The organism is Bradyrhizobium sp. LM2.9, from assembly GCF_054056555.1.
In genome coordinates this window covers 6,931,088-6,952,035 of sequence record NZ_JBSRYJ010000002.1, presented here as the reverse complement: position 1 = coordinate 6,952,035, position 20,948 = coordinate 6,931,088, and the positions used below count along the sequence as shown (strand labels likewise).

21 protein-coding genes and 2 pseudogenes are annotated in these 20,948 nt (G+C 64.6%); 6 read left to right on the top strand and 17 right to left on the bottom strand.

What is annotated here, in order from left to right; genetic code table 11:
• The first annotated feature begins 134 nt into the window (after positions 1-134).
• Complete coding sequence (locus tag ACVWW3_RS35450; RefSeq protein ID WP_456651604.1) at positions 135-2,228, top strand: methyl-accepting chemotaxis protein; 2,094 nt, start codon at positions 135-137, stop codon at positions 2,226-2,228.
• 66 nt (positions 2,229-2,294) lie between these two features.
• On the opposite strand, the gene ACVWW3_RS35445 is transcribed toward ACVWW3_RS35450, so the two are convergent.
• Both ACVWW3_RS35445 and ACVWW3_RS35440 read right to left on the bottom strand, forming a co-directional pair.
• Positions 2,295-2,948, bottom strand: coding sequence for a DUF2865 domain-containing protein (locus ACVWW3_RS35445; protein WP_354044723.1), 654 nt, complete (start codon positions 2,946-2,948; stop codon positions 2,295-2,297).
• Between the two features lie 16 nt (positions 2,949-2,964).
• Positions 2,965-3,753, bottom strand: a complete 789-nt coding sequence (locus ACVWW3_RS35440) for a L,D-transpeptidase (protein WP_456651605.1) — start codon at positions 3,751-3,753, stop codon at positions 2,965-2,967.
• Positions 3,754-3,962: 209 nt separating this feature from the next.
• On the opposite strand from ACVWW3_RS35440, the gene ACVWW3_RS35435 reads away from it, so the two are divergent.
• The 5 genes and pseudogenes from ACVWW3_RS35435 (at position 3,963) to ACVWW3_RS35415 (ending at position 8,123) form a co-directional block, all read left to right on the top strand.
• Entirely contained in the window at positions 3,963-5,078 is a 1,116-nt protein-coding gene (locus ACVWW3_RS35435) for an AI-2E family transporter (RefSeq protein WP_456651606.1), read from the top strand.
• A gap of 77 nt (positions 5,079-5,155) precedes the next feature.
• A complete protein-coding gene (locus ACVWW3_RS35430) occupies positions 5,156-5,527 on the top strand; it encodes a DUF883 family protein (protein ID WP_456651607.1) in 372 nt (123 codons plus the stop codon).
• A gap of 92 nt (positions 5,528-5,619) precedes the next feature.
• Entirely contained in the window at positions 5,620-6,075 is a 456-nt protein-coding gene (locus ACVWW3_RS35425) for a hypothetical protein (RefSeq protein ID WP_456651608.1), read from the top strand.
• 188 nt (positions 6,076-6,263) lie between these two features.
• Positions 6,264-7,425 (top strand): annotated as a pseudogene (locus tag ACVWW3_RS35420) (OpgC domain-containing protein).
• 88 nt (positions 7,426-7,513) lie between these two features.
• Positions 7,514-8,123, top strand: a pseudogene (locus ACVWW3_RS35415) (TetR/AcrR family transcriptional regulator).
• Positions 8,124-8,130: 7 nt separating this feature from the next.
• Here ACVWW3_RS35415 and ACVWW3_RS35410 read toward each other — a convergent pair.
• From ACVWW3_RS35410 to urtB, 15 genes are all read right to left on the bottom strand, one after another.
• Positions 8,131-9,789: a CHASE domain-containing protein gene (locus tag ACVWW3_RS35410; RefSeq protein WP_456651610.1), complete on the bottom strand. Its 1,659-nt coding sequence runs from the start codon at positions 9,787-9,789 to the stop codon at positions 8,131-8,133.
• A 299-nt stretch (positions 9,790-10,088) separates the two neighbouring features.
• A complete protein-coding gene (gene ureG / locus ACVWW3_RS35405) occupies positions 10,089-10,712 on the bottom strand; it encodes an urease accessory protein UreG (RefSeq protein WP_247343779.1) in 624 nt (207 codons plus the stop codon).
• Between the two features lie 51 nt (positions 10,713-10,763).
• Complete coding sequence (locus tag ACVWW3_RS35400; protein WP_456652125.1) at positions 10,764-11,492, bottom strand: urease accessory protein UreF; 729 nt, start codon at positions 11,490-11,492, stop codon at positions 10,764-10,766.
• On the bottom strand, positions 11,473-12,048 hold the full coding sequence (locus ACVWW3_RS35395; RefSeq protein WP_456651611.1) for an urease accessory protein UreE: 576 nt from the start codon (positions 12,046-12,048) through the stop codon (positions 11,473-11,475). Before ACVWW3_RS35395 ends, ACVWW3_RS35400 begins: the two co-directional genes overlap by 20 nt.
• Positions 12,049-12,059: 11 nt before the next feature.
• Positions 12,060-12,359, bottom strand: coding sequence for a putative quinol monooxygenase (locus ACVWW3_RS35390; RefSeq protein WP_247343784.1), 300 nt, complete (start codon positions 12,357-12,359; stop codon positions 12,060-12,062).
• 24 nt (positions 12,360-12,383) lie between these two features.
• Positions 12,384-12,683 carry a putative quinol monooxygenase gene (locus ACVWW3_RS35385; RefSeq protein WP_456651612.1) on the bottom strand — a complete coding sequence of 100 codons (300 nt, stop codon included), beginning with the start codon at positions 12,681-12,683 and terminating at the stop codon, positions 12,384-12,386.
• 129 nt (positions 12,684-12,812) lie between these two features.
• Positions 12,813-14,528, bottom strand: a complete 1,716-nt coding sequence (gene ureC, locus ACVWW3_RS35380; RefSeq protein WP_456651613.1) for an urease subunit alpha — start codon at positions 14,526-14,528, stop codon at positions 12,813-12,815.
• Between the two features lie 37 nt (positions 14,529-14,565).
• Positions 14,566-15,105: an HD domain-containing protein gene (locus ACVWW3_RS35375; RefSeq protein WP_456651614.1), complete on the bottom strand. Its 540-nt coding sequence runs from the start codon at positions 15,103-15,105 to the stop codon at positions 14,566-14,568.
• Between the two features lie 57 nt (positions 15,106-15,162).
• A complete protein-coding gene (locus ACVWW3_RS35370) occupies positions 15,163-15,468 on the bottom strand; it encodes an urease subunit beta (protein WP_354044689.1) in 306 nt (101 codons plus the stop codon).
• Between the two features lie 10 nt (positions 15,469-15,478).
• On the bottom strand, positions 15,479-15,781 hold the full coding sequence (locus tag ACVWW3_RS35365; protein ID WP_247446297.1) for an urease subunit gamma: 303 nt from the start codon (positions 15,779-15,781) through the stop codon (positions 15,479-15,481).
• A 37-nt stretch (positions 15,782-15,818) separates the two neighbouring features.
• Entirely contained in the window at positions 15,819-16,649 is an 831-nt protein-coding gene (locus tag ACVWW3_RS35360; protein WP_456651615.1) for an urease accessory protein UreD, read from the bottom strand.
• A 36-nt stretch (positions 16,650-16,685) separates the two neighbouring features.
• Positions 16,686-17,381, bottom strand: a complete 696-nt coding sequence (gene urtE, locus ACVWW3_RS35355) for an urea ABC transporter ATP-binding subunit UrtE (RefSeq protein WP_247343807.1) — start codon at positions 17,379-17,381, stop codon at positions 16,686-16,688.
• Positions 17,382-17,384: 3 nt separating this feature from the next.
• Positions 17,385-18,146: an urea ABC transporter ATP-binding protein UrtD gene (urtD, locus tag ACVWW3_RS35350; protein ID WP_247343809.1), complete on the bottom strand. Its 762-nt coding sequence runs from the start codon at positions 18,144-18,146 to the stop codon at positions 17,385-17,387.
• A gap of 4 nt (positions 18,147-18,150) precedes the next feature.
• On the bottom strand, positions 18,151-19,320 hold the full coding sequence (gene urtC / locus ACVWW3_RS35345; RefSeq protein WP_456651616.1) for an urea ABC transporter permease subunit UrtC: 1,170 nt from the start codon (positions 19,318-19,320) through the stop codon (positions 18,151-18,153).
• Positions 19,317-20,924, bottom strand: coding sequence for an urea ABC transporter permease subunit UrtB (gene urtB / locus ACVWW3_RS35340; RefSeq protein ID WP_456651617.1), 1,608 nt, complete (start codon positions 20,922-20,924; stop codon positions 19,317-19,319). The genes urtC and urtB overlap by 4 nt, the downstream gene beginning before the upstream one ends.
• Positions 20,925-20,948: the final 24 nt, after the last annotated feature.

Below are 20,948 nucleotides of genomic sequence, written 5' to 3'. Positions count from 1 at the left end.
TTTCCTTTCAGATGCAGAAACCGTTTGGGTCCTGAGCCGCAAACGGCATGCGATTGCCGATTCTTGCGTGCCCCTCTTTTCCGATGTTGCCCGGGGCGACGTCACGAACTTTGCAACGGGAATTGGGGACTTCGATGCTGAATCGTCTGACCGTATCCGCGCTGCTGAAGGCGGTGATCGCGATCACGTCGGTCTGTGTGGTGATCTCGCTCTCGCTTACTGCCTACGAGTCGTGGGATCGCCTCAGGACCGCCAACCGCATCTCGCAGATCGCCGACGCCTCCGCCGATTTGTTCAAGGCGATGCACAATCTGCGCACCGACCGGTCGACCACGTCACGGCTGCTGAACGCGACCGAGCCGATGGACCCCGAAATCGAGAAATATCTGCGGAGCCTGCGCGATGCGCAGATGCCGGCGATGGCTCGCGCGCTCAAGCTGCTGCCTAGCATCGACTTTCCGCAATCGGGCACGATGGTGCCGGAGCTGGCTCGCCTCTACAAGCTGCTGATCGAGGAGCAAACGCAGTTCTGGGACGACGTCGCCAAGGCCAAGGATCAACGCCGGGCCGGCCTGACCAAGGAATACATGGAGACGACCCAAGGCCTGCTCGATGTGCTCGACAGGCTGTCGAACACGCTAGCCGGCACTGTCAACCACCAGGACGCCACGATCGACCAATTGCTGTCGATCAAGCAGAACGCCTGGCTGCTGCGCAACACCGCAGGCGAAGCCTCGCTGATCGTCTCGACCGGGCTGGCGGCGGGGAAGATCACGCCAGAGGGCCGCTACAACTACACCCAATATGTCGGCGGCACGGCGGCGATGTGGAAGGCGCTGGAATTGTCGACGTTTGGCATGCAACTGGCACCGGCGCTGACCTCTGCCGTGGCTGCTGCCAAGACCGCCTATTTCGAGCCGCAATATTTGGCCTTGCGCGACCGCCTTGCGGACGCGCTGGTAAAGAGCGAGAAGCCCGAGATGACCGCCAACCAGTGGAGCCCGCTCACGGTCGGCCGCATGGCAAGCGCGGTCGCGGTAGCGGAAGCCGCGCTCGACGCCGCCAGGACGCATACGCTGGAGCAGCGCAGTGGCGCGCAGCGCGCCCTGATCGTGCAGCTCACGCTGCTAGCGCTCGCCATGGGGCTCGCCGTCGGCGCGATCATGCTGGTCAGCCGCCGCGTCATCACTCCGCTCAACACCATCCGCGATGCCATGCTGAAGGTCGCCGGCGGCGACCTCGCGGTCGACAGCGGCTATCTCGATCGCCAGGACGAGATCGGCGCGCTTGCCGGCGCACTGGAGACCTTCAAGCAGCAGGCCAACGAGAAGCTCAAGATCGAGGCGCACGAGCGCGAGCGCAATGTGGGCGCCACCGCGCGCCAGCGCGCGGTCGAGGCCTATGTCGGCGAGTTCGAGGGCGCGGTGCGCAAGACGCTCGGCGAATTGAGCGAAGCCTCCGGCGAAATGCGCAAGACCTCGGGCGATCTGTCCGCGGTGTCGCGCCAGACCAACGACCGCGTGCAAATCGCCGGCAAGGCCTCCAACGACGCCTCGATGAGCGTCGACAGCGTCGCTGCCGCCGCCGAGGAGCTGTCAGCCTCGATCAACGACATCAGCCAGCAGGCCGCGCACGCCGCAGGCATCGCCAGCCGCGCCGTCAACCAGGCCCGCGAAACCGACAGCACCGTTCAGGGGCTAGCACAATCCGCGGGACGCATCGGCGAGGTCGTAGGTCTCATCAACACCATTGCGGCACAGACCAATCTGCTGGCGCTGAACGCCACGATCGAGGCCGCGCGCGCCGGCGAAGCGGGGCGCGGGTTTGCGGTTGTGGCATCCGAGGTGAAGTCACTGGCAAGCCAGACCGCCAAGGCGACCGAGGAGATTTCGGAGCAGATCGCCGACATCCAGAAGGTCGCCGGCGATGCCATCAACGCGATCCAGGCGATCGGCGGCATCATCGGCGAGGTCAATGAAGTCGCCACCGCCATCGCCGCCGCCGTACAGGAGCAGGGCGCGGCGACCCAGGAGATCACCCGCAGCACGCAATACGCGGCGCAGGGCACCAAGAACGTTTCGGAGAATATTTCCGGCGTAAAGGCCGACGCAGATACCGCAGCCGGGGCCGCCGAGAACGTCAAGCAAGCCTCCGAAACGCTGGAAACGCAGAGTCGCCAGCTCGGTCATCAGGTCAGCGACTTCCTGGGCAAGATCCGGGCGGCGTAGGGCTGCGGGCGCTATCCGCTCACAGTCATCCTGGAGAAAGCCAGGACGACGTGGAAAGAGCTCCCCCTACTCCTTCGCCACCACCGGCACCTGGCGGAATCTTGCGCGCACCGAGTCCGGCAGCGGAGAGAAGTTCATCGCGACGCCGCGACGGTCGTTGGCATTGCGGCTGGCGACCACCAGGCCGTCCGCGCCCGCGACGATGTCGCCCTTGCGCAAGGTGGGATCGTCGTCGACCTTGACCTGAGCGAGCCCGGCCGGATCCTTGCCATTGCAGGTGCAGCCCGTCACGATCTCGTTGCGGTACCGGAAGGCGTTCGGCAGCTCGGAATAGGATTTTCCCTTGTCCGTCGTGGCGTCGTCGATATTGCCGCCATAGACCAGCGAAGTCTCCGAGGCCGGGCAGAAGCTCTTGCAGGACTGCGCCTTGCTCTCGGCATCGTTTCCCTGCGCCGGGAAATAGCGACCGTCGCAGCCGCGCACGCAATAGGCCGTGCCGCCGCCATAGGAGGCCCGCTGGCGCGGCGCGTCGTATCGCGGCATGTCATCGCCGGGGAACGGCATGCGGATCTCCGGCGCCGGCCGCCCGCGGAAGCCGCCGAACAGCGCCGAGAAAAAGTCCTCCGCGTGCGCCGACGGCGTCAGCGCGAGGCCGAAGGAGGCGACGGCGAAGAACGCCGCCGCGCCACCTGCCAGTTTGCCGATCGAACGTCTCTTCATGTAACCTCGCTCAACTCTAATTCACGGCCGACGTCGAAATGTTCAGCGCCTGCCTGCCTGAAGGCAACGTCGTCGGTGCCGGGCGCTTGCGCAGGGAATCTCCGCCTCTCGCCATCAGCGGTGCGTTCTTCGGCAGCACCACGACCTTGGCGCCGACATTGACGCGGCTAAACAGGTCGGTGACGTCCTCGTTGGTCAGGCGGATGCAGCCGGACGAAACGAACTTGCCGATCGTGGTGGGATCGTTGGTGCCGTGGATGCGGTATTCGCTCGAACCGAGATACATCGCGCGCGCGCCGAGCGGATTGCCGGGACCGCCAGCGACGAAGCGCGGCAGATAGGGCTGGCGTGCGATCATCTCCGCCGGCGGGTGCCAGTCCGGCCATTCCGCTTTGCGGCTGACGCTCTGCACGCCCGACCAGGTGAAGCCCTCGCGGCCGACGCCGACGCCATACCGGATGGCGCGGCCCTGGCCGAGCACATAATAAAGATAGGTGTTGTTGGTATCGATGACGATAGTACCGGCCGGCTCGCTCCGGTCGAAGCTGACGATCTGCTTGCGCAGGCGATCGGGCAATGCGGCATCCTCGTCGGAGGCCTGCGACTCCGGACTCGCATAACCCGGCCTGGCATAGCCCTGCGAATAACCCTGATCCTGCGGATAGGCCTGCTCCTGCGGGTACGTATAACCCAGCGTCTGCGCGCTCGCGGCGCCGAACGGCACTGCCAGCAAAGCGGTTGTGAAGGCGAAAGCGGCGATGCGGCGCGGCGAAAAGCGGCGTCGGACTGCAGAGAACTTGGTCATGTGCTGCCCCGTTGGATGCCTGCATCAGGGTGATGCGCTGATCCGATAAACGCGGTCGAGCCGCTATAAGTTCCGCGGCAGGATGCGGCCTCCAAGTCACAGTCAAGCGAGCGTCTCTTCACGAAGCGGCGATGGAACCGGTGGCGCGTTGGTACGTTTCTCATTTCATAGGGCACGCGGACCGAAGCCTTCCGTGCCGGAGAGGTATTGTGCGCGTCCTTCCCAGTGAACGTATAATTCCCGGCAACAGCGAAGGCACACCGCTCCCCGAGCGCCACGGCGAACTTCCGCCAGTGATCCGGCGCACCGAATTCGTCGCATTCGCGCTTGCGGGGCTGCTGCTGATCGCGGTGATCGCCGTTCTCTATGTCGGAAAGGCGTTCTTCCTGCCTGTCGTGATGGCGTTCGTCACCGGCACGATGCTGTCGCCGGCGGCAACCTTCCTGGAGGAGCGGAAGGTGCCGCGCGGGCTCGCGGCCGCGTCGATCGTGATCGCGGTGACCGCCGTGGTCGGCTTCATGGTCGCGCTGATCGCCTCACCGCTGATGGAATGGAGCTCGCGCCTGCCCGAACTCGGCGCGCAATTGAAGGACAAGCTGCACGTGTTCGACCGGCCGCTGGCGTTGTGGCAGGAGCTGCAGACGATGGTCGGCGGCGGCTCGGACGGCTTGCACAGCTTCCAGATGCCGAAATTCGAATGGGTGCAGCCGACGCTGGAATTTTTGTCGCCAACCTTCACCGAATTCCTGCTGTTCTTCGTCACCCTCATCCTGTTCATCGCGAGCTGGCGCGACCTGCGCCGCGCGATGATCATGACCTTCGGCGATCACGACGCGCGGCTGCGCACGCTTCGTATCCTCAACGAGATCGAGGTCCATCTCGGCAATTATCTTCTGACCGTGACTGTCATCAATATCGGCGTCGGCGTCGGCGCGGGCATGGTCTGCGCGCTTATCGGCATGCCCAATCCCGCCGGCCTCGGAGCCCTCGCGGCCACCCTCAACTTCATCCCGATCATCGGGCCGGTTGCGATGTTCGCCATTCTGGTCGTGGTCGGACTGGTCACTTTTCCGACCATTGGAGGTGGCCTGATGGCGGCGCTTGCCTTTGGCGGCCTCACCTTCCTGGAGGGGCACTTCGTCACACCAACCATCATCGGCCGGCGGCTGGAGCTCAATGCGCTCGCCGTGCTGCTGGCGCTGGCATTCTGGACATGGCTGTGGGGCCCAATGGGCGCGTTCCTGTCGTCGCCGCTTCTGATCGTCGCGCTGGTCCTGAAGGAGCATCTGCTGCCGACGGATTCGCCGCAGCTCCCACAAGGTTGAGAGGTTTCGATGACGGAACTTCCGTCACGACGAAACGTTCTCCGCCCATCTCAACCGCCAACAGTTCGGAGCTCCCGATGTCAACGTCCGACGGCGAAGCCAGGATGAGAGACTGGACTGACAAGGCCACCGCAGAACGCCTCGATAAGGATGTAGCAGCCGTGAAAAACGATATCGCCGCCCTCACCGACCAGATCACCGACGCGCTCAACGTCTTTGCCAATTCTGCCGGCAAGCAAGCCCGCCGCGGCTACCGCCAAGCGCGCGAAAACGTGGATTCGACCTTCGACGACATGTCGGAGCGCGGCAGCGCCATGATGGGCGCAGCGCAAGATGCCTACGGCTCGATCGAGGAGAGGCTGGAAGACGCGATCACGCAGCGACCGCTCGCGACCGTCGGCATCGCGCTCGGCATCGGCTTCCTGATCGGTGCCGCCTGGCGCCGCTGAGGTCGTGAACGGGTTTTGAAGCGGCGGCGCTGCGGCGCCGTCGGTGCCGGCATGTGACGATTCGGCTCGTGGGGGGTTTGAGGAGCAAGGCCATGTTTCAGCGCATCATCGACGGGATCAGCGCATCCACCGGCACGACTGTGCGGTTGACCTCGTTGGCGGCGGGCGCGGCGCTCGCGCTCTTCATCACGACATGCTTCCTGTGCGCCGCGGCATTCATCTCGGTGCTGGAAAAATATGGTCCGGTGCAGGCTTGCCTCGCCGGTGCCGGCGTTTTCTTTCTGCTGACCCTGACTGCGGCAGTGAGCTATTGGGCCTACAAGCGGCAGTTGCGCAAGCAAGCCCATATCGCGGCCGAGCGCGCCGCGAAGTCGACGGCCGCGAGCATGCTTGCGGACCCCATGCTGCTCGCCACGGGACTCCAGATCGTTCGCGCCATCGGGATCAAGCGGCTGTTGCCGATCCTGGCGATCGGCGGCGTCGCCCTCGGAATCATGGCAAGCCGCGCCGGCGTGCCCGACGAGGCGTCGGCTGAACCTGCCGAGTGACGGCTCAAGCGGGTTAGAAAATTTCGTCGTAAGTCTCACGAGCGCATTTATCGGAATTGGGCACGGACGCCGCCGCGCAATTTTGCGCCATGGGGCAGCGATGCCCCCTCCATCACGCAATCGCTACTCGGATAGGCAGGAGGTTGCCGCTACAAGCAGCGCCCCTGATTCCAAAAGCTATTTTTTCGATGAAACCGTCCGTCAAGGCGAACCTCGCCGCATTCAATCACGACGCCCGGCTCTATTTGACGCTCGGCATCGCCAACTGGTCGGTTTTCGTCGACCACATCCCGAACAATGTCGTCAACTTGCTGACGCTGCGAAACTTCGGCTTCAGCGGCGCCGCAGATCTGTTCGTGTTCGTGGCCGGCTATGGCATGGCCATCATTCATGGCAAGATGGTGCTGGAGCGTGGTTACGTCGTCGCAGCGACGCGCATCTTCCAGCGCGTTTGGCGGCTCTACGCCGCCTATGTCGTTCTGTTCGTGATCTACATCGACACCATCGCCTATGTCGCCTCGCAATCGATGGCGCCCGAGATCATCCACGAATACAACATTTCCGGGATCATCGAGCATCCGCTGCGCATCCTGGTACGCGGACTGGTGCTTCAGGAGGAGCCGCTGAACCTCGATCTCCTGCAACTGATGATCCCGCTGATGGCGTTTCTTCCGTTCGCGCTGTGGGGGCTGTTGCGGCGTCCGAACCTGACGCTGGCGGCATCGGTCGCCCTGTACTTCGCGGCGCGCTGGTTCGATTGGAATTTCCGGGTCTATCCGGACCAGGAGTGGACCTTCAACCCGTTCTGCTGGCAGATGCTGATGGTGCTGGGCGGCTGGTTCGCCGTCACCGGTACGTCGGGCCGCGCCCTGCACGGCCTGACCTGGCTGCGCGTGCTTGCAGGCGCTTATCTCGTATTCGCGATGGCGATCACGCTGATGCGCCACTCGCCGACGCTGGCCGTCTACTTGCCGGATATCGTGCTCGACAACATCACGCCGACCGACAAGGAAAACCTCGCACCCTATGTGTGGGGGGGGGCCGGTGCGCGTGGTCCACTTCCTCGCGCTCGCTTTCCTCGCGACCCATCTGGTCCCGGCCGATCATCCCGGTCTGCAATTGAGGCCGCTCCAGGCGGTCATCAGATGCGGCGAGGAATGGCTCGCCGTGTTCTGCGTCGGCGTGTTCCTGTCCTTTGCCGGACATCTCATCCTGATCACCGGCGCCAATCTGGTGGTGATGCAGATCGCCGTGAGTCTGGCCGGCTTCGCGGCGATGGCCGCGGTCGCGTATTACATCGCCTGGTCGAAGCGGCAGGACCTGCCCGCGGCCTTGCGCCAGCAGGCCTAGCCCGGCACCTTCCGATTCCGCTAGGCCGACCATCACGGCTGCGGTATGCGGAGCGGGAGCGGATTGCGCGAGGAGGCCGGGCGTGGCGATGGTGAAAGGCGGGGGTGAGGGAGCCGACAGCGCGCCCCGGCGCGGCCGGCCAAGGTCGATCGAGACCACCAACGCCATTCTCCAGAGCGCCTATGCGCTGATGGCCACCGACCGGCCTTGCCGCCACCACCATCGACGCGGTCGCGCGGCGTTCCAGCGTCTCCAAGATGACGATCTACAAATGGTGGCCGTCTCGCGAGGCGTTGCTGATCGACGCCTTCCTCCAGCATGCCGCGCGGATGCTGCCGCTACCGCCTGCAAGCTCCGGCAGTGCCGCCGCGCGCGCACGCCGCCACGCCGCGGCCTATGCCGAAGCGCTCCAGGGCGAGTTCGGCAAGGTCCAGCTCGCCGTCATCTCCGAATGCATTTCCAAGACCGGCTCTGCCGAGCTGTTCTACGCCCGCTATCTGCAATTCCGCCGCGACGCCCTGGTCGAGATGATCGCCGCCGGCCAGAACGACGGCAGCATTCTGGCGGAAGCACCGCCGGAGGATCTCTACGACGCGATCTATGGCGGCCTGTTCTACCGCTACGTCTTCGGCATCGCGCCGATCACGCCGGCCTACGCGCGCAATCTGGTTGACCTCGTGCTGCGGCCGAAGAGCTAGCCTCGCATTACCGCGCCGGCCGGATCGGTGCTGAAAGCTTGTCAGTGCGGTCGCGCTCGGTCATGTCCTCGACCGTGTCCATCGGCGCGGTCAGCTCGTAGACATAGGAGACGTCGGTGAAATAGCGCTTGGCGGCGCCGCCGAGCGCCTCGGGCGCGACCCGGTCGAGCAGGATCAGGCCGAAATCGGAATCGGGGCGGCGCGTCGCCTCGCTGGTGTTGAACTCCTCCCAGCGGAAATGAAAAACCTCGCCAGTCTCCTCGCTCGTCACCGTCCAATTGGCGGTGATGTGCGGATGCTTGCCGACCAGCGACAGGCCCTCGTCGGAGTGCGAGGCCAGTTCGAAGAACAGCAGCGACAGGCTCTGCGCCGCGCGCGCGCTGACTGCGATATCCGGACCGGTGACGGCGATGCGGTCGGCGTGCGGGATGGCGCGCGCCTCGAACAGGCCCTTCAGCTTGACGCCCTGCCACTGGCTCTCGCTGAGCAGCGAGACGACGTTGGACATGGCGTGAATGCGGCCGATCAGGAGTTCACGCGCGACATCGATGTCGGAGCCATGGCGCAGCGTGCGCGTCACGATCGACTGGATCACCGCCAGGATGTTCTTGACCCGGTGGTTGAGCTCGTCGATGACCGCCGTCAGCCGGCGCTCGAAGCCGATTCTGACCTGGATTTCCCGGCTGAGCCGCAGATTGTTGTAGGCGACATAGCCGAACAGGCCACACACCATCGCGGTGATCGCAAAGCCGATCGCCGCCACGATGATCGCAGTCTGCTCGGCGCGGCGCGCCGAGTTGGTCTTGGCGTAATAGCCGAGCTGCCAGTCGCGACCGCCGAAGCTCACCGTGCGCGTCGCCGACGGCGCCGGCCCATCCGCCGCCGTCGTGCGGGCCGAGACCACGCCTTGATCGTTGGCGACAAGCTCGCCACCCTCCCTGCGCGGATCCTTCAGCGCGACCGCGAACAGCGACATGTCGTCATTGGTCAGCATCAAGGAGGCGAGCTCGTAGGAAAATGTGATGAAGCCCACCGGCTCCGTCGCGCCCTCGGGGATGACCGGAGCGGCCACGATGATGCCGACCGGTCCGTCGCCGCGCAGGAGAGGAACCGGCTCGGAGGTAACCGACCTCTTCTCCACTCTGGCGCGTGTCAGCATGGCGCTGCGCACCTGATCCTGGTCGTAGCTGCGGCCGGGCAGCGCCTTGGTCTCATTGCTGCGCGGTTCGAGGTCCATCAGCACGTCGATCGGCTGAGTGACACGCGCCGGATCGATCGGCTTGTCGTCATAGCTGCGGATCTGCGGATTGGGGAAGCCGGCGCTGGCGATGGCGGTCTGCGCTGCGGCAAGTTCGTCCGGCTTCAGGCGGGCGACCCAGCCGGCCACCACGAAATCGGTCTTGAAGGCGTAGATCGCCGAGCGCAGCGGCTCGAGCATGTTCGGTTTGAGCACCGACGGCGTCCGGAACAGGCCGGAGGCGACCCGCGCAAGCAGTTCGCGCTCGGTGAGCCGGTCCTGGACCAGGCTCGCATGGACGTCGATCGCGCGCGCCAGCGCAATCCGGTCCAGCGCCAGCTCCTGGTCGTGGACGCGATAGGCCGCAAGCCCGGAGAGCAAGGCTCCGAGCAGGGCGATGAAGCCGATGATGAAACCCAGCCGGACCACGCGACTACTCAGGCGAAAGCGGGAGGTCGGCAATAAACAAGGAACATATGAACGCCGCTCGAACGGCCATGTGCCGAAACAGGGTGAACCCCGGTGGCGGAGATAATGAAGGAGGAGGCATCAGTACGCAACTTGGGTCGCCTGAAAAGCATAATCCGCTCGGCCGATGGTCCGGCCGGGATGGTTCGGCTCCCGGGCACCGGAGGTAGATAATCGCCGTGTCCGAAATTGGTTCCGCGGATGGCTCCGCCCACTGGGCGTTAACGGAGAGAAACGCCTGCGTTAAGTCGTCGCGTCGGTCAGCTGTCCCGTTTCAAGCCGCCTTTGGCCTCAATGAAGCCGATGATGCGGTCGAGCCCCTGGCTCTTCTTCAGGTTGGTCATGACGAACGGACGCTCGCCGCGCATGCGCCTGGCGTCCGTCTCCATCTTTTCCAGCGAGGCGCCGACATGGGGCGCCAGGTCGATCTTGTTGATGACAAGGAGGTCGGACCGGGTGATGCCGGGGCCGCCCTTGGACGGGATCTTGTCGCCGGCCGCGACGTCGATGACGTAAATGGTGAGGTCGGCGAGCTCCGGGGAAAAAGTGGCAGCGAGATTATCACCGCCGGATTCGATCAGCACGAGATCGAGCCCGGGAAACTTGGCGCGCATGTCCGCCACCGCGGCGAGATTCATCGAGGCATCCTCTCGGATCGCGGTATGCGGGCAGCCGCCGGTCTCGACCCCTGCAATGCGATCCGGCGTCAGCGAGCCCGAGCGCACGAGGAATTCCGCATCCCATTTGGTGTAGATGTCGTTGGTGATCGCGGCGATGTCGTAGCGCTCGCGCATGGTCTTGCAGAGCAGGTCCATCAGCGCGGTCTTGCCCGATCCGACCGGGCCGCCGATGCCGACACGCAAGGGGCCGTGAGACGTAGCCATCGATTCTTTCCTATCGTCGTCCTGGCGACTGCGGAATGTACTGGCCAGCAATCATGATCTGAACAGCCGCGTATATTGCGTTTCGTGCCGCAGGCTGGCGAGGTCGGCGCGAAACGTCGCGCTGCCGAGATCGTCCAACGTCGCATTCAGCGCACGATTTGCCGTCGCGGCAACCGCGGCTTCCAGCTTCACCAGCACGCGCTGGCTGTCGGTCTGGCCGAGCGGGATGAGCCGGCTGGCCGCGGAAATCCAGTTCGAGACCAGCGCATGCAGGAAGCCGTGCAAGGTCGGCGCCAGCGGCACGCCATGCACGGCAGCGACGACGCCGACGGCGACGGGATAGACCAGCGGCGTTCGGCATGCCGCAACCATGGCTTCCAGCCCGTCGGCATCCCAAGCGGCGCGGGCGATGTCGATGAAGGCGCGCCCCTGCGACGTCGTCTCCAGCTGCCGCTCGCGCGACGGCACAAAGGCCGCGGCGAGCTCGGCGATATCGCTCAAGGTGGCGCCCTCGTCCGCTTCAGTGGCGCGATAGGCGTGGACCAGAAACGTCGCATCGCAGAAGCCCGAGCCGTCGCGGAGCATTGCGTCGAGCCAGTCCGCCAGCGTCGCTGTGTCCGCGATGTCTCCGGCTTCGACCGCCCATTCGATGCCGCTGGAGTAGGAAAAGCCGCCGACGGGAAACGCCGGCGACAGCCAGGTCATCAGCCGGTACAGCGCCGCCGCCTCACGTTCCGCGAGATCGCCGGCGCCGACCGGCTCATTTGTGGTCGTGAGCATGCTTGTGGCCGTGGTGATGGTCGGGGTGATCGCAATGCTCGTCGTGGTGATGATGATCGTGGCTGTGACCATGGTCATGCGCAACATGGTCATGCGCGTGGTCGTCGTGTCCATGTGCGTGGCCGGCATCGGCATAGGCGCCGCCTTCGGGATCGAATGGCGCCTCGATCTCGATCACGCGCGCACCGAGGCCCTTCACCATGGCCTCGATGACGTGGTCGCGGCGAATGCGCAGCCCCTTGGCCATGATCTGCGTCGGCAGATGGCGATTGCCGAGATGCCAGCCGACGCGGATGAGGTGGTGCGGATCCTGGCCGCGGATCTCCAGCAGCGGCTCGGGCGCGGCGACCACCTCGACCAGCCGACCGTCCTCCAGCACCAGCGCATCGCCGCCGCGCAGCGCAACGGCATTCTCCAGGTCGAGCAGGAAGGCGAGCCCCCGCGTCCCCGTCATCGCCATGCGGCGGCGGTGCCGATCGTCGAAATCGAGCACGACTGTATCCGCTGGCGCTTCTGTGAAGCGGTGTTGTCCCTTGACCTGCGTCGCCCGGATCATGCGCTGCTACCTCAGAGCTTCTCGACCTTGCCGTCGCTGATGATCTCGATCACCGTCGGCGCCGTCTTCATCTGCGCGGAATATTCGCGCCACACCTTCATGTGCGGCGCCTTGGCATGCGCCGTGAGATCGTCGCGGGTCTCCCAGCGTTCGACCACCACGTACTGATTGGGGTTATTGACACTGACACTACCGTCGTAGGAGAGGCAGCCCTTCTCCTTGAGCGTCTCGACGGTGCAGGCCTTGTGCCCCTTGATGAAGTCGTCCTTGTTTTCCGGCTTCATGGGCGTGGTGGCGATGACATAGATCATGAGGGTTATTCCCTGTTGTTCTTGTTAGCGTATGTCGACCTTCTCGGGCGTGATCACTTCGATCTTCGGCGGTGCCGTGAAGCACTTCACCGCGACGCGGCCGAACGTCTTCATGTGCTCCTGGCCGCGATGCGGCACCAGCGCCTCGACATTCTCCCACTGTTCGACGAACACCATCTTGGCCGGATCGGTGACACTCTCGTGCAAATCATAGGCGATATTGCCGGGCTCCTTCCGGGTCTCCTTGATGCAGGCAGTGGCAGCTGCAATGAATTCGGCGCGCGTTTCGGGCTTGATGGTCAGGGTGGCAACGACGTAGATCACGAGAAATCCTCCCGGCTTTTCTTTTGGGTTCAAGATATCGGGCGGGACATTAGACCAGGCGGGATCGAACGCAACACCGTAAATCCGCTGCCCCGGGGGCGCGCCGGGGGCATGTGTCGAGGCGCTATTTCAGTACATGAAATATCGCTGCGCCATCGGCAGCACTTCGGCCGGCGCGCAACTGAGAAGCTCGCCGTCGGCGCGCACCTCATAGGTCTCCGGATCGACCTCGATATTGGGTGTGGCGTCGTTGTGGATCATGCTCTTCTTCGAGATTTTTCCGCGGGTGTTCTGGACCGCATAGAGCTTCTTGTCGATGCCGAGTTTTCGCGCGAGGCCGCCGGTGATCGCGGCCTTCGAGGTGAACACCACGGAGGATGCGGTGCGCGCCTTGCCGAAGGCACCGAACATCGGCTGGTAGTGCACCGGCTGCGGCGTCGGGATCGAGGCGTTGGGATCTCCCATGGGCGCGGCGACGATCATGCCGCCCTTGACGATACAGTCCGGCTTGACGCCGAAGAAGGCCGGCGACCACAGCACGAGATCGGCGAGCTTGCCCTTCTCCACCGAGCCAATTAGCTTCGAGACGCCATGGGCGATCGCGGGATTGATGGTGTATTTGGCGATATAGCGCTTGACGCGAAAATTGTCGTTGTCCTTGCCCTTGTCCTGCGGCAGCGAGCCGCGCTGCTTCTTCATCTTGTCGGCGGTCTGCCAGGTGCGGATGATGACTTCGCCAAGGCGGCCCATGGCCTGGGAGTCCGAGGACATCATCGAGAGCGCGCCGAGATCGTGCAGGATGTCTTCGGCGGCGATCGTCTCCTTGCGGATACGGCTCTCGGCGAAGGCCAGATCTTCCGCGATCGAGGGGTCGAGATGGTGACACACCATCAGCATATCCAGATGCTCGTCGATGGTGTTGCGCGTGAACGGGCGCGTCGGGTTGGTCGAGGACGGCAACACGTTCTTCAAGCCGGCGACCTTGATGATATCAGGGGCGTGACCGCCGCCGGCGCCCTCGGTGTGGAAGGCGTGGATGGTGCGGCCTTTGAAGGCCTTGATGGTATCCTCGACGAAGCCGGATTCGTTCAGCGTGTCGGTATGGATCATCACCTGGATGTCGTAATCGTCGGCCACCGACAGGCAATTGTCGATGGCAGCCGGCGTCGTGCCCCAATCTTCGTGCAGCTTCAGCGCACAGGCGCCGGCCTTGATCATCTCGACCAGCGCGGCAGGCCGCGAGGCGTTACCCTTGCCGGAGATGCCGAGATTGACGGGGAAGGCGTCGAACGACTGGATCATCCGCCCCATGTGCCACGGCCCCGGCGTGCAGGTGGTGGCGAACGTGCCGTGCGAGGGACCGGTGCCGCCGCCGAGCATCGAGGTCACGCCAGACATCAGCGCGTGCTCGATCTGCTGCGGACAAATGAAATGGATGTGACTGTCGAAGCCGCCGGCGGTGAGGATCTTGCCCTCGCCCGCGATCACGTCGGTGCCGGGACCGATGACGATGGTGACCCCCGGCTGGATGTCGGGATTGCCGGCCTTGCCAACACCGGCGATCATGCCGTCCTTGATCGCGACGTCGGCTTTCACGATTCCCCAGTGATCGACGATCAGCGCATTGGTGATGACGGTATCAGCCGCGCCCTGCTTGTTGGTGACCTGTGATTGCCCCATGCCGTCGCGGATCACCTTGCCGCCGCCGAACTTCACCTCCTCGCCGTAGGTGGTGAAATCCTTCTCGACCTCGATGACGAGGTCGGTGTCGGCCAGCCGCACCCTGTCGCCGGTGGTCGGACCGAACATGTCGGCATAGACGGAACGCTTTATTTTGACGGACATCACAAGCCCCGTTTGCGTTTGAATTTCGGATCGGTGCTCACAGCGAGGCCCTCGCTGTGAGCACCATGTCGTCGAATGTCGTATCGAGCCAGGCGTTGTCGCCGCGGCAGCCCGCGACCACCTGCTCGGACCAGCCGACGTAGTCGGTGAGGTCGTCACGCTCTTCGGCGGCTGGATCGGAATGAATGCGCGCGCCGATGTTGCTGATCTTGTCGGCGATCTTGATCAGCCTGGCACCGGCCGACTTTTTCGGTGCTTCGATCACCTGCCGACGCCGTCGCTCGGCCTTCGACAGGCTCATGTCGTCGGTGCACTCGACGACGAGAGACGCGACACGGTCGGAGAATTTTTGCGCGAGCTCCTCGCGCGTGGTGTCGGTGTCCTCGATCGCATCATGCAGCCAGCCGGCCGCAACGAGTTCGGCGTCGGCGCCATCGGTCGCGGTCGCAAGCAGGTTCGCGACCTCGGCGAGGTGGTTGATGTAAGGCTCATGACCGCGGCCCTTGCGCGCCATTCCGTTGTGGCGGCGCGCGGCGAGCTCGGCGGCTTCGGAGACGAGGCGGACGGGTGACAGCATGGCAAAGACCTCCGTTTTCGTCTCAACCGTGCCGTGCCGCGCTCGTTCCTGTGGAGCTCACAGCTTCCCCATCACGTCGCCGCGGAAGCCGTAGATGGTTTTCTTGCCGGCCACCGCGACGAGCTGGACGTCGCGGGTCTGCCCGGGCTCGAACCGGACGGCTGTGCCGGCGGCGATGTCAAGGCGCATGCCGCGGGCCTTCTTGCGGTCGAACTTCAGTGCCGGATTGGTCTCGAAGAAATGGTAGTGCGAGCCGACCTGGATCGGGCGGTCGCCGGTATTGGCAACCGTCAGCGTCACGGTCTTGCGGCCGGCATTGAGCTCGATCTCGCCGTCCTTGATGAAGAGTTCACCGGGGATCATGCTCTCGCTCCTACCTGATCGGCTCGTGCACGGTGACGAGCTTGGTGCCATCCGGAAACGTCGCCTCGACCTGGATGTCGTGGATCATCTCGGGGATGCCGGGCATCACCTGTTCACGGGTGAGGACCTGCGCGCCGGATTGCATCAGCTCGGCGACGGTGCGCCCGTCGCGCGCGCCTTCGAGGATGAAATCGGAAATGATCGCGATCGATTCGGGATGGTTGAGCTTGACGCCGCGATCCAGCCGGCGGCGGGCCACGATGGCCGCCATCGAGACCAGAAGCTTGTCCTTTTCGCGGGGAGACAGGTTCATGCGAAATCTCTTCCGTTCAACGCATCAATTCAGCCGGTCAGTTCAGCCAGAGCCTCGGCAGCGCCGCACCGCTGCGCGCCAGCACGGTCATCATGTCGGCACGCAGGCGCGCCGCATCTTGGGCACAGAACCGCGCCATTGCAAAGCCATTCCAGGCGGACATTCCGACCTCGCCGGAGAATGAGTCCGACGCTTCCCGGATGCGCTCGATCAATGCCTCGTCGCCGGGCACGATCAGCGCCGTGCCGATCGCCGCGCCGCTTTTGGCCATCGCGGATCGCGCGAGTTTTGCGCCGATATTGCCGTCGAGCCTGACGGTTTCCGCGAACACGAGCTTGCCGCCGCGGGAGAGTCGCCAACGGTCGACGAATTCGCCCTGCTCCACCCGCTCGCCCATGGCGGTGCGGCCGAACACGACGATCTCGCAAAGCAGGAGCGAGGCCGTCACATCGAGAGCGATGTCGAAGCTACGATGGACGCGGGCCCGATCGAACAGAATCGTCTCTTGCGGTAGCCATCCGATATGCGCACCCGCGGCGACCTTCAAGCCGATATTGAGCTGCGCCGCCGCTCCGGGGGCACGATAGACCTTCTCGGCCGCCGCCGTGGTCAAGGTCAGGCGCGAACCCTCGCCCGCGGCAATATCGATATCAAAATTGTCCCCGCCGGCAACGCCGCCGGCCGTGTTGACGAACACGCCGGAGAGGCCCTCGCCTTCCGGAGAGGGAAAGCGGACGCGCAGGGAGCCGGATTCATGCAAGATCCCTCGCCGCGTCACGCCGTCGCGCGCGTGGACGTCGAAGCGCACTACGCCACGGGCGCGGTTGGCTTCAAACACCGAAGATGTCGTTAAAACGTCGCTGCGCATCCGTCTCCCCAGCCGGCCGCGGCAGAAATTTTGGGATTACAGCGCCATCTGGCGGCTGATTTCGGCCGGGTCGAGATTGGAGCGGTCGCAGGTGAACTTCACCGCGCCGCGATCCATCACCGCAAAACTGTCGCCGAGTTCGCAGGCAAAGTCGAGATATTGTTCGACCAGCACGATGGCGATGTTGCCGAGGTTGCGCAGGTACGAGATGGCGCGGCCGATGTCCTTGATGATCGAGGGCTGGATGCCTTCGGTCGGCTCGTCGAGCAGCAGCAGCTTTGGCCGCATCACCAGTGCGCGGCCGATCGCGAGCTGTTGCTGCTGGCCGCCGGAGAGATCGCCACCGCGCCGGCCGAGCATGGATTGCAGCACCGGGAATAGCGAGTACACGTCGTCCGGAATGTGCCTGTCCTCGCGCCTGAGCGGGCCGAAGCCGGTCTTGAGATTCTCCTCGACCGTCAGAAGCGGAAATATCTCGCGGCCCTGCGGCACGAAGCCGATGCCTTTGCGCGCGCGCTCATAGGGCTTCAGGGCCGTGATGTCGCTGCCGTCGAGCACGATCGCGCCCGATGAGATCGGATACTGGCCGACCATGGCGCGCAAGAGCGAGGTCTTGCCGACGCCGTTCCGTCCGAGCACGCAGGTCACCTTGCCCGGCTCGGCCGCGATCGACACACCGCGCAGGGCCTGCGCCGCACCGTAGAACAGGTTGATATCCTTGACCTCGAGCATCGTTCAGCGTCCCAGATAAACTTCGATGACCCGCTCGTTGGCCGAGACCTGGTCGATGGTGCCTTCGGCGAGCACGGTCCCCTCGTGAAGGCAAGTGACCTTGACGCCGAGCTCGCGCACGAACGTCATGTCGTGCTCGACCACCATCACGGTGTGGGTCTTGTTGATTTCCTTGAGCAGTTCGGCGGTGAGATGCGTCTCGACGTCGGTCATGCCGGCGACCGGCTCGTCGACCAGCAGCAGCTTCGGATCCTGCGCGAGCAGCATGCCGATCTCGAGCCACTGCTTCTGGCCGTGGCTGAGGCTGCCGGCGAGACGATTGCGGGCATCGGTGAGGCGGATCGTCTCCAGCACTCTGTCGATGCGCTCGGACTCGTCCTTGCTGCCACGCCAGAACAGCGTGCCCTTGACACTGTGGTCGACATTGAGCGCCAGCAGCAGGTTGTCCTGCACGGTCTGGCTCTCGAACACGGTCGGCTTCTGGAATTTGCGGCCGATGCCGAGTTCGGCGATGCGGGTCTCGTCCAGGCGCGTCAGGTCGGTGACGCCGTCGAACAGCACCGTGCCTTCGTCGGGCTTGGTCTTGCCGGTGATGATGTCCATCATCGTGGTCTTGCCGGCGCCGTTCGGGCCGATGATCGCCCGCATCTCGCCGGGCTCGAGCGTCAGCGACAGGTTATTGATGGCGTGGAAGCCGTCGAAAGAGACGTGCACCCCGTCGAGATAGAGCATTGCGGAAGTGGCGCGGGTGTCCATGACGTTCATCGCGCTACTCCGCCATCCTGGGTTCGGTGATGCCGTCTTCGGCCGCGGCGCTCGCCGTCGTCGCAGCGGCGCGCTTTTCCTTCGACGAGTCCCACCATGCATTGAAGGTGCCGACGATGCCCTTCGGCAGCAGCAGCGTCACCAGGATGAACATCGCGCCCAGCATGAAGAGCCAGTAGGGCGCGAGCATGCCCGAGGTGAAGACCGTCTTGGCGTAGTTGACGACGACGGCGCCGAGCGCCGCGCCGACCAGCGTGCCGCGGCCGCCGACCGCGACCCAGATCACCGCCTCGATCGAATTGCCCGGCGCGAATTCGGACGGGTTGATGATGCCGACCTGCGGCACGTAGAGCGCACCGGCAACGCCGGCCATGCAGGCCGACAACGTGAACACGAACAGCTTGTAGGATTCGACCCGGTAGCCGAGGAACCGGCTGCGCGATTCCGCGTCGCGGATTGCGATCAGCACCTTGCCGAGCTTGGAGGACACGACGGAGCGGCAGATCAGGAAGCTCGCGATCAGCGCCAGACAGCTCAGCGCGAACAGCGCCGCGCGGGTTCCTTCCGCCTGGACGTTGAAGCCCAGGATGTCCTTGAAGTCGGTCAGGCCGTTGTTGCCGCCGAAGCCGAAATCGTTGCGGAAGAAGGCGAGCAGCAGCGCGTAGGTCATCGCTTGCGTGATGATCGACAGATACACGCCGGTGACGCGCGAGCGGAAGGCGAGCCAGCCGAAACAGAAGGCGAGCAGTCCCGGCACGACCAGCACCATCAGGGCTGCGAACCAGAACATGTCGAAGCCTTGCCAGTACCAGGGCAGCTTCGAATAGTTCAGGAACACCATGAAGTCCGGCAGGATCGGGTTGCCGTAGACGCCGCGGCTGCCGATCTGGCGCATGAGGTACATGCCCATCGCATAGCCACCGAGCGAGAAGAAGGCGCCGTGACCGAGCGAGAGGATGCCGCAATAACCCCAGATCAGGTCGATCGAGAGCGCGAGAATTGCGTAGCAGACATATTTGCCCCAGAGCGCGACGAGATAGGTCGGCACCTGCAGGAACGAGCCCGCGGGCAGCAGCAGGTTGGAGAGCGGGATGAGGATGCCGCAGGCCGCGACGACGGCAAGGAAGATCGTCGCGCCGCGGTCCAGCGACCGCGTCAGCATGTGAGGGATCATGCTTCCACCGCACGGCCCTTGAGCGCGAACAGGCCGCGCGGCCGCTTTTGAATGAACAGGATGATGAGAACGAGGATTGCGATCTTGCCGAGCACGGCGCCGGCGACCGGCTCCAGGAATTTGTTGGCGATGCCGAGCGTGAAGGCGCCGACCAGCGTGCCCCAGAGATTGCCGACACCGCCGAACACCACGACCATGAAGCTATCGATGATGTAGCTCTGGCCGAGATTGGGGCTGACATTGTCGATCTGCGACAGCGCCACGCCGGCGATGCCGGCGATGCCCGAGCCGAGACCGAAGGTCAGCGCGTCGACCCGCGAGGTGGCAATGCCCATCGAAGCCGCCATGCGGCGGTTCTGCGTCACCGCGCGCATCTCGAGCCCGAGCGCCGTGTAGCGCAGCATCGCGAGCAGAATGACGAACACCGCAAGCGTGAAGACTAGGATCCAGAGCCGGTTATAGGTGATGGTGATCTGGCCGAGCTCGAACGCACCGCTCATCCAGGAGGGGTTGCCGACCTCGCGGTTGGTCGGACCGAACATGGTGCGCACCGCTTGCTGGAGCACCAGCGACAGGCCCCAGGTCGCCAGCAGCGTCTCCAGCGGACGGCCATAGAGGAAGCGGATGATGCTGCGCTCGATCAGCACGCCGAGGGCGCCGGCGACGATGAAGGCGAGCGGCACGGCGATCAGCAGCGAATAGTCGAACAGGCCGGGATAGCGGGTGCGGATCACGTCCTGCACCACGAAGGTGACGTAGGCGCCGATCATCACCATCTCGCCATGGGCCATGTTGATGACGCCCATCACGCCGAAGGTGATGGCGAGCCCGATCGCGGCGAGCAGCAGCACCGAGCCGAGCGAGAGGCCGTACCAAGCATTCTGCACGGTGGACCAGACCGCCAGCGAGCTCTGGATCGAGCCGATCGCGCTCGCGGCGGCCTTGGTCACCGAGGCCGGCTGGTCGCCCATGCCGGTGAGCAGCGCCAGCGCCTCCTGGTCGCCGCGCGCCTTGAGGGTGGCGACCGCTTCGAGCTTCTCGACCTCGGCGGCATCAGGCTTGAACAGCAGGATGCCGGCGCGGGCGTCGCCGAGCGCAGCCTTGACGGATTTGTTGGTTTCCTTGGCGAGCGCACCATCGACCGCCTCGAGCGCGGTTTCGTCGTGCGACTTGAACACGGATTGCGCAGCCTGGAGCCGCGTTCCGACGTCCGGCGACTGCAGCGTCAGGCTGCCGATCGCAGCGTCGACGCTGCGGCGCAGGCGGTTGTTGAGACGCACTGCGCTCGCGCTGTCGGGAACGCTGGCGACGGATTCACCGGTCGCCGCGTCGATCGACTTGCCGTCGGCGCCGGTGACGTAAACCTTCTTGCTATCAGGATCGGCCATGAGGCGGCCGTCCTGGAGCGCGCTGATGATGGGAAAGGCCAGCTTGTTGCCGCTGCTCGCGACGACGCCGATCGCTTCATCCGTGTCGGAAAAATCATCGTTGGCGAATTTGGCGACCGCATCCTCGAACGGACCGGCGAAGGCCGGCAGCGCGAACGCGATCAGGAACAACGAGAGCAGGAGCGAACAGAAACGGGCGGACAAATTGGCTGGCACTGTGAAAGACCCCGGCAGAATGGT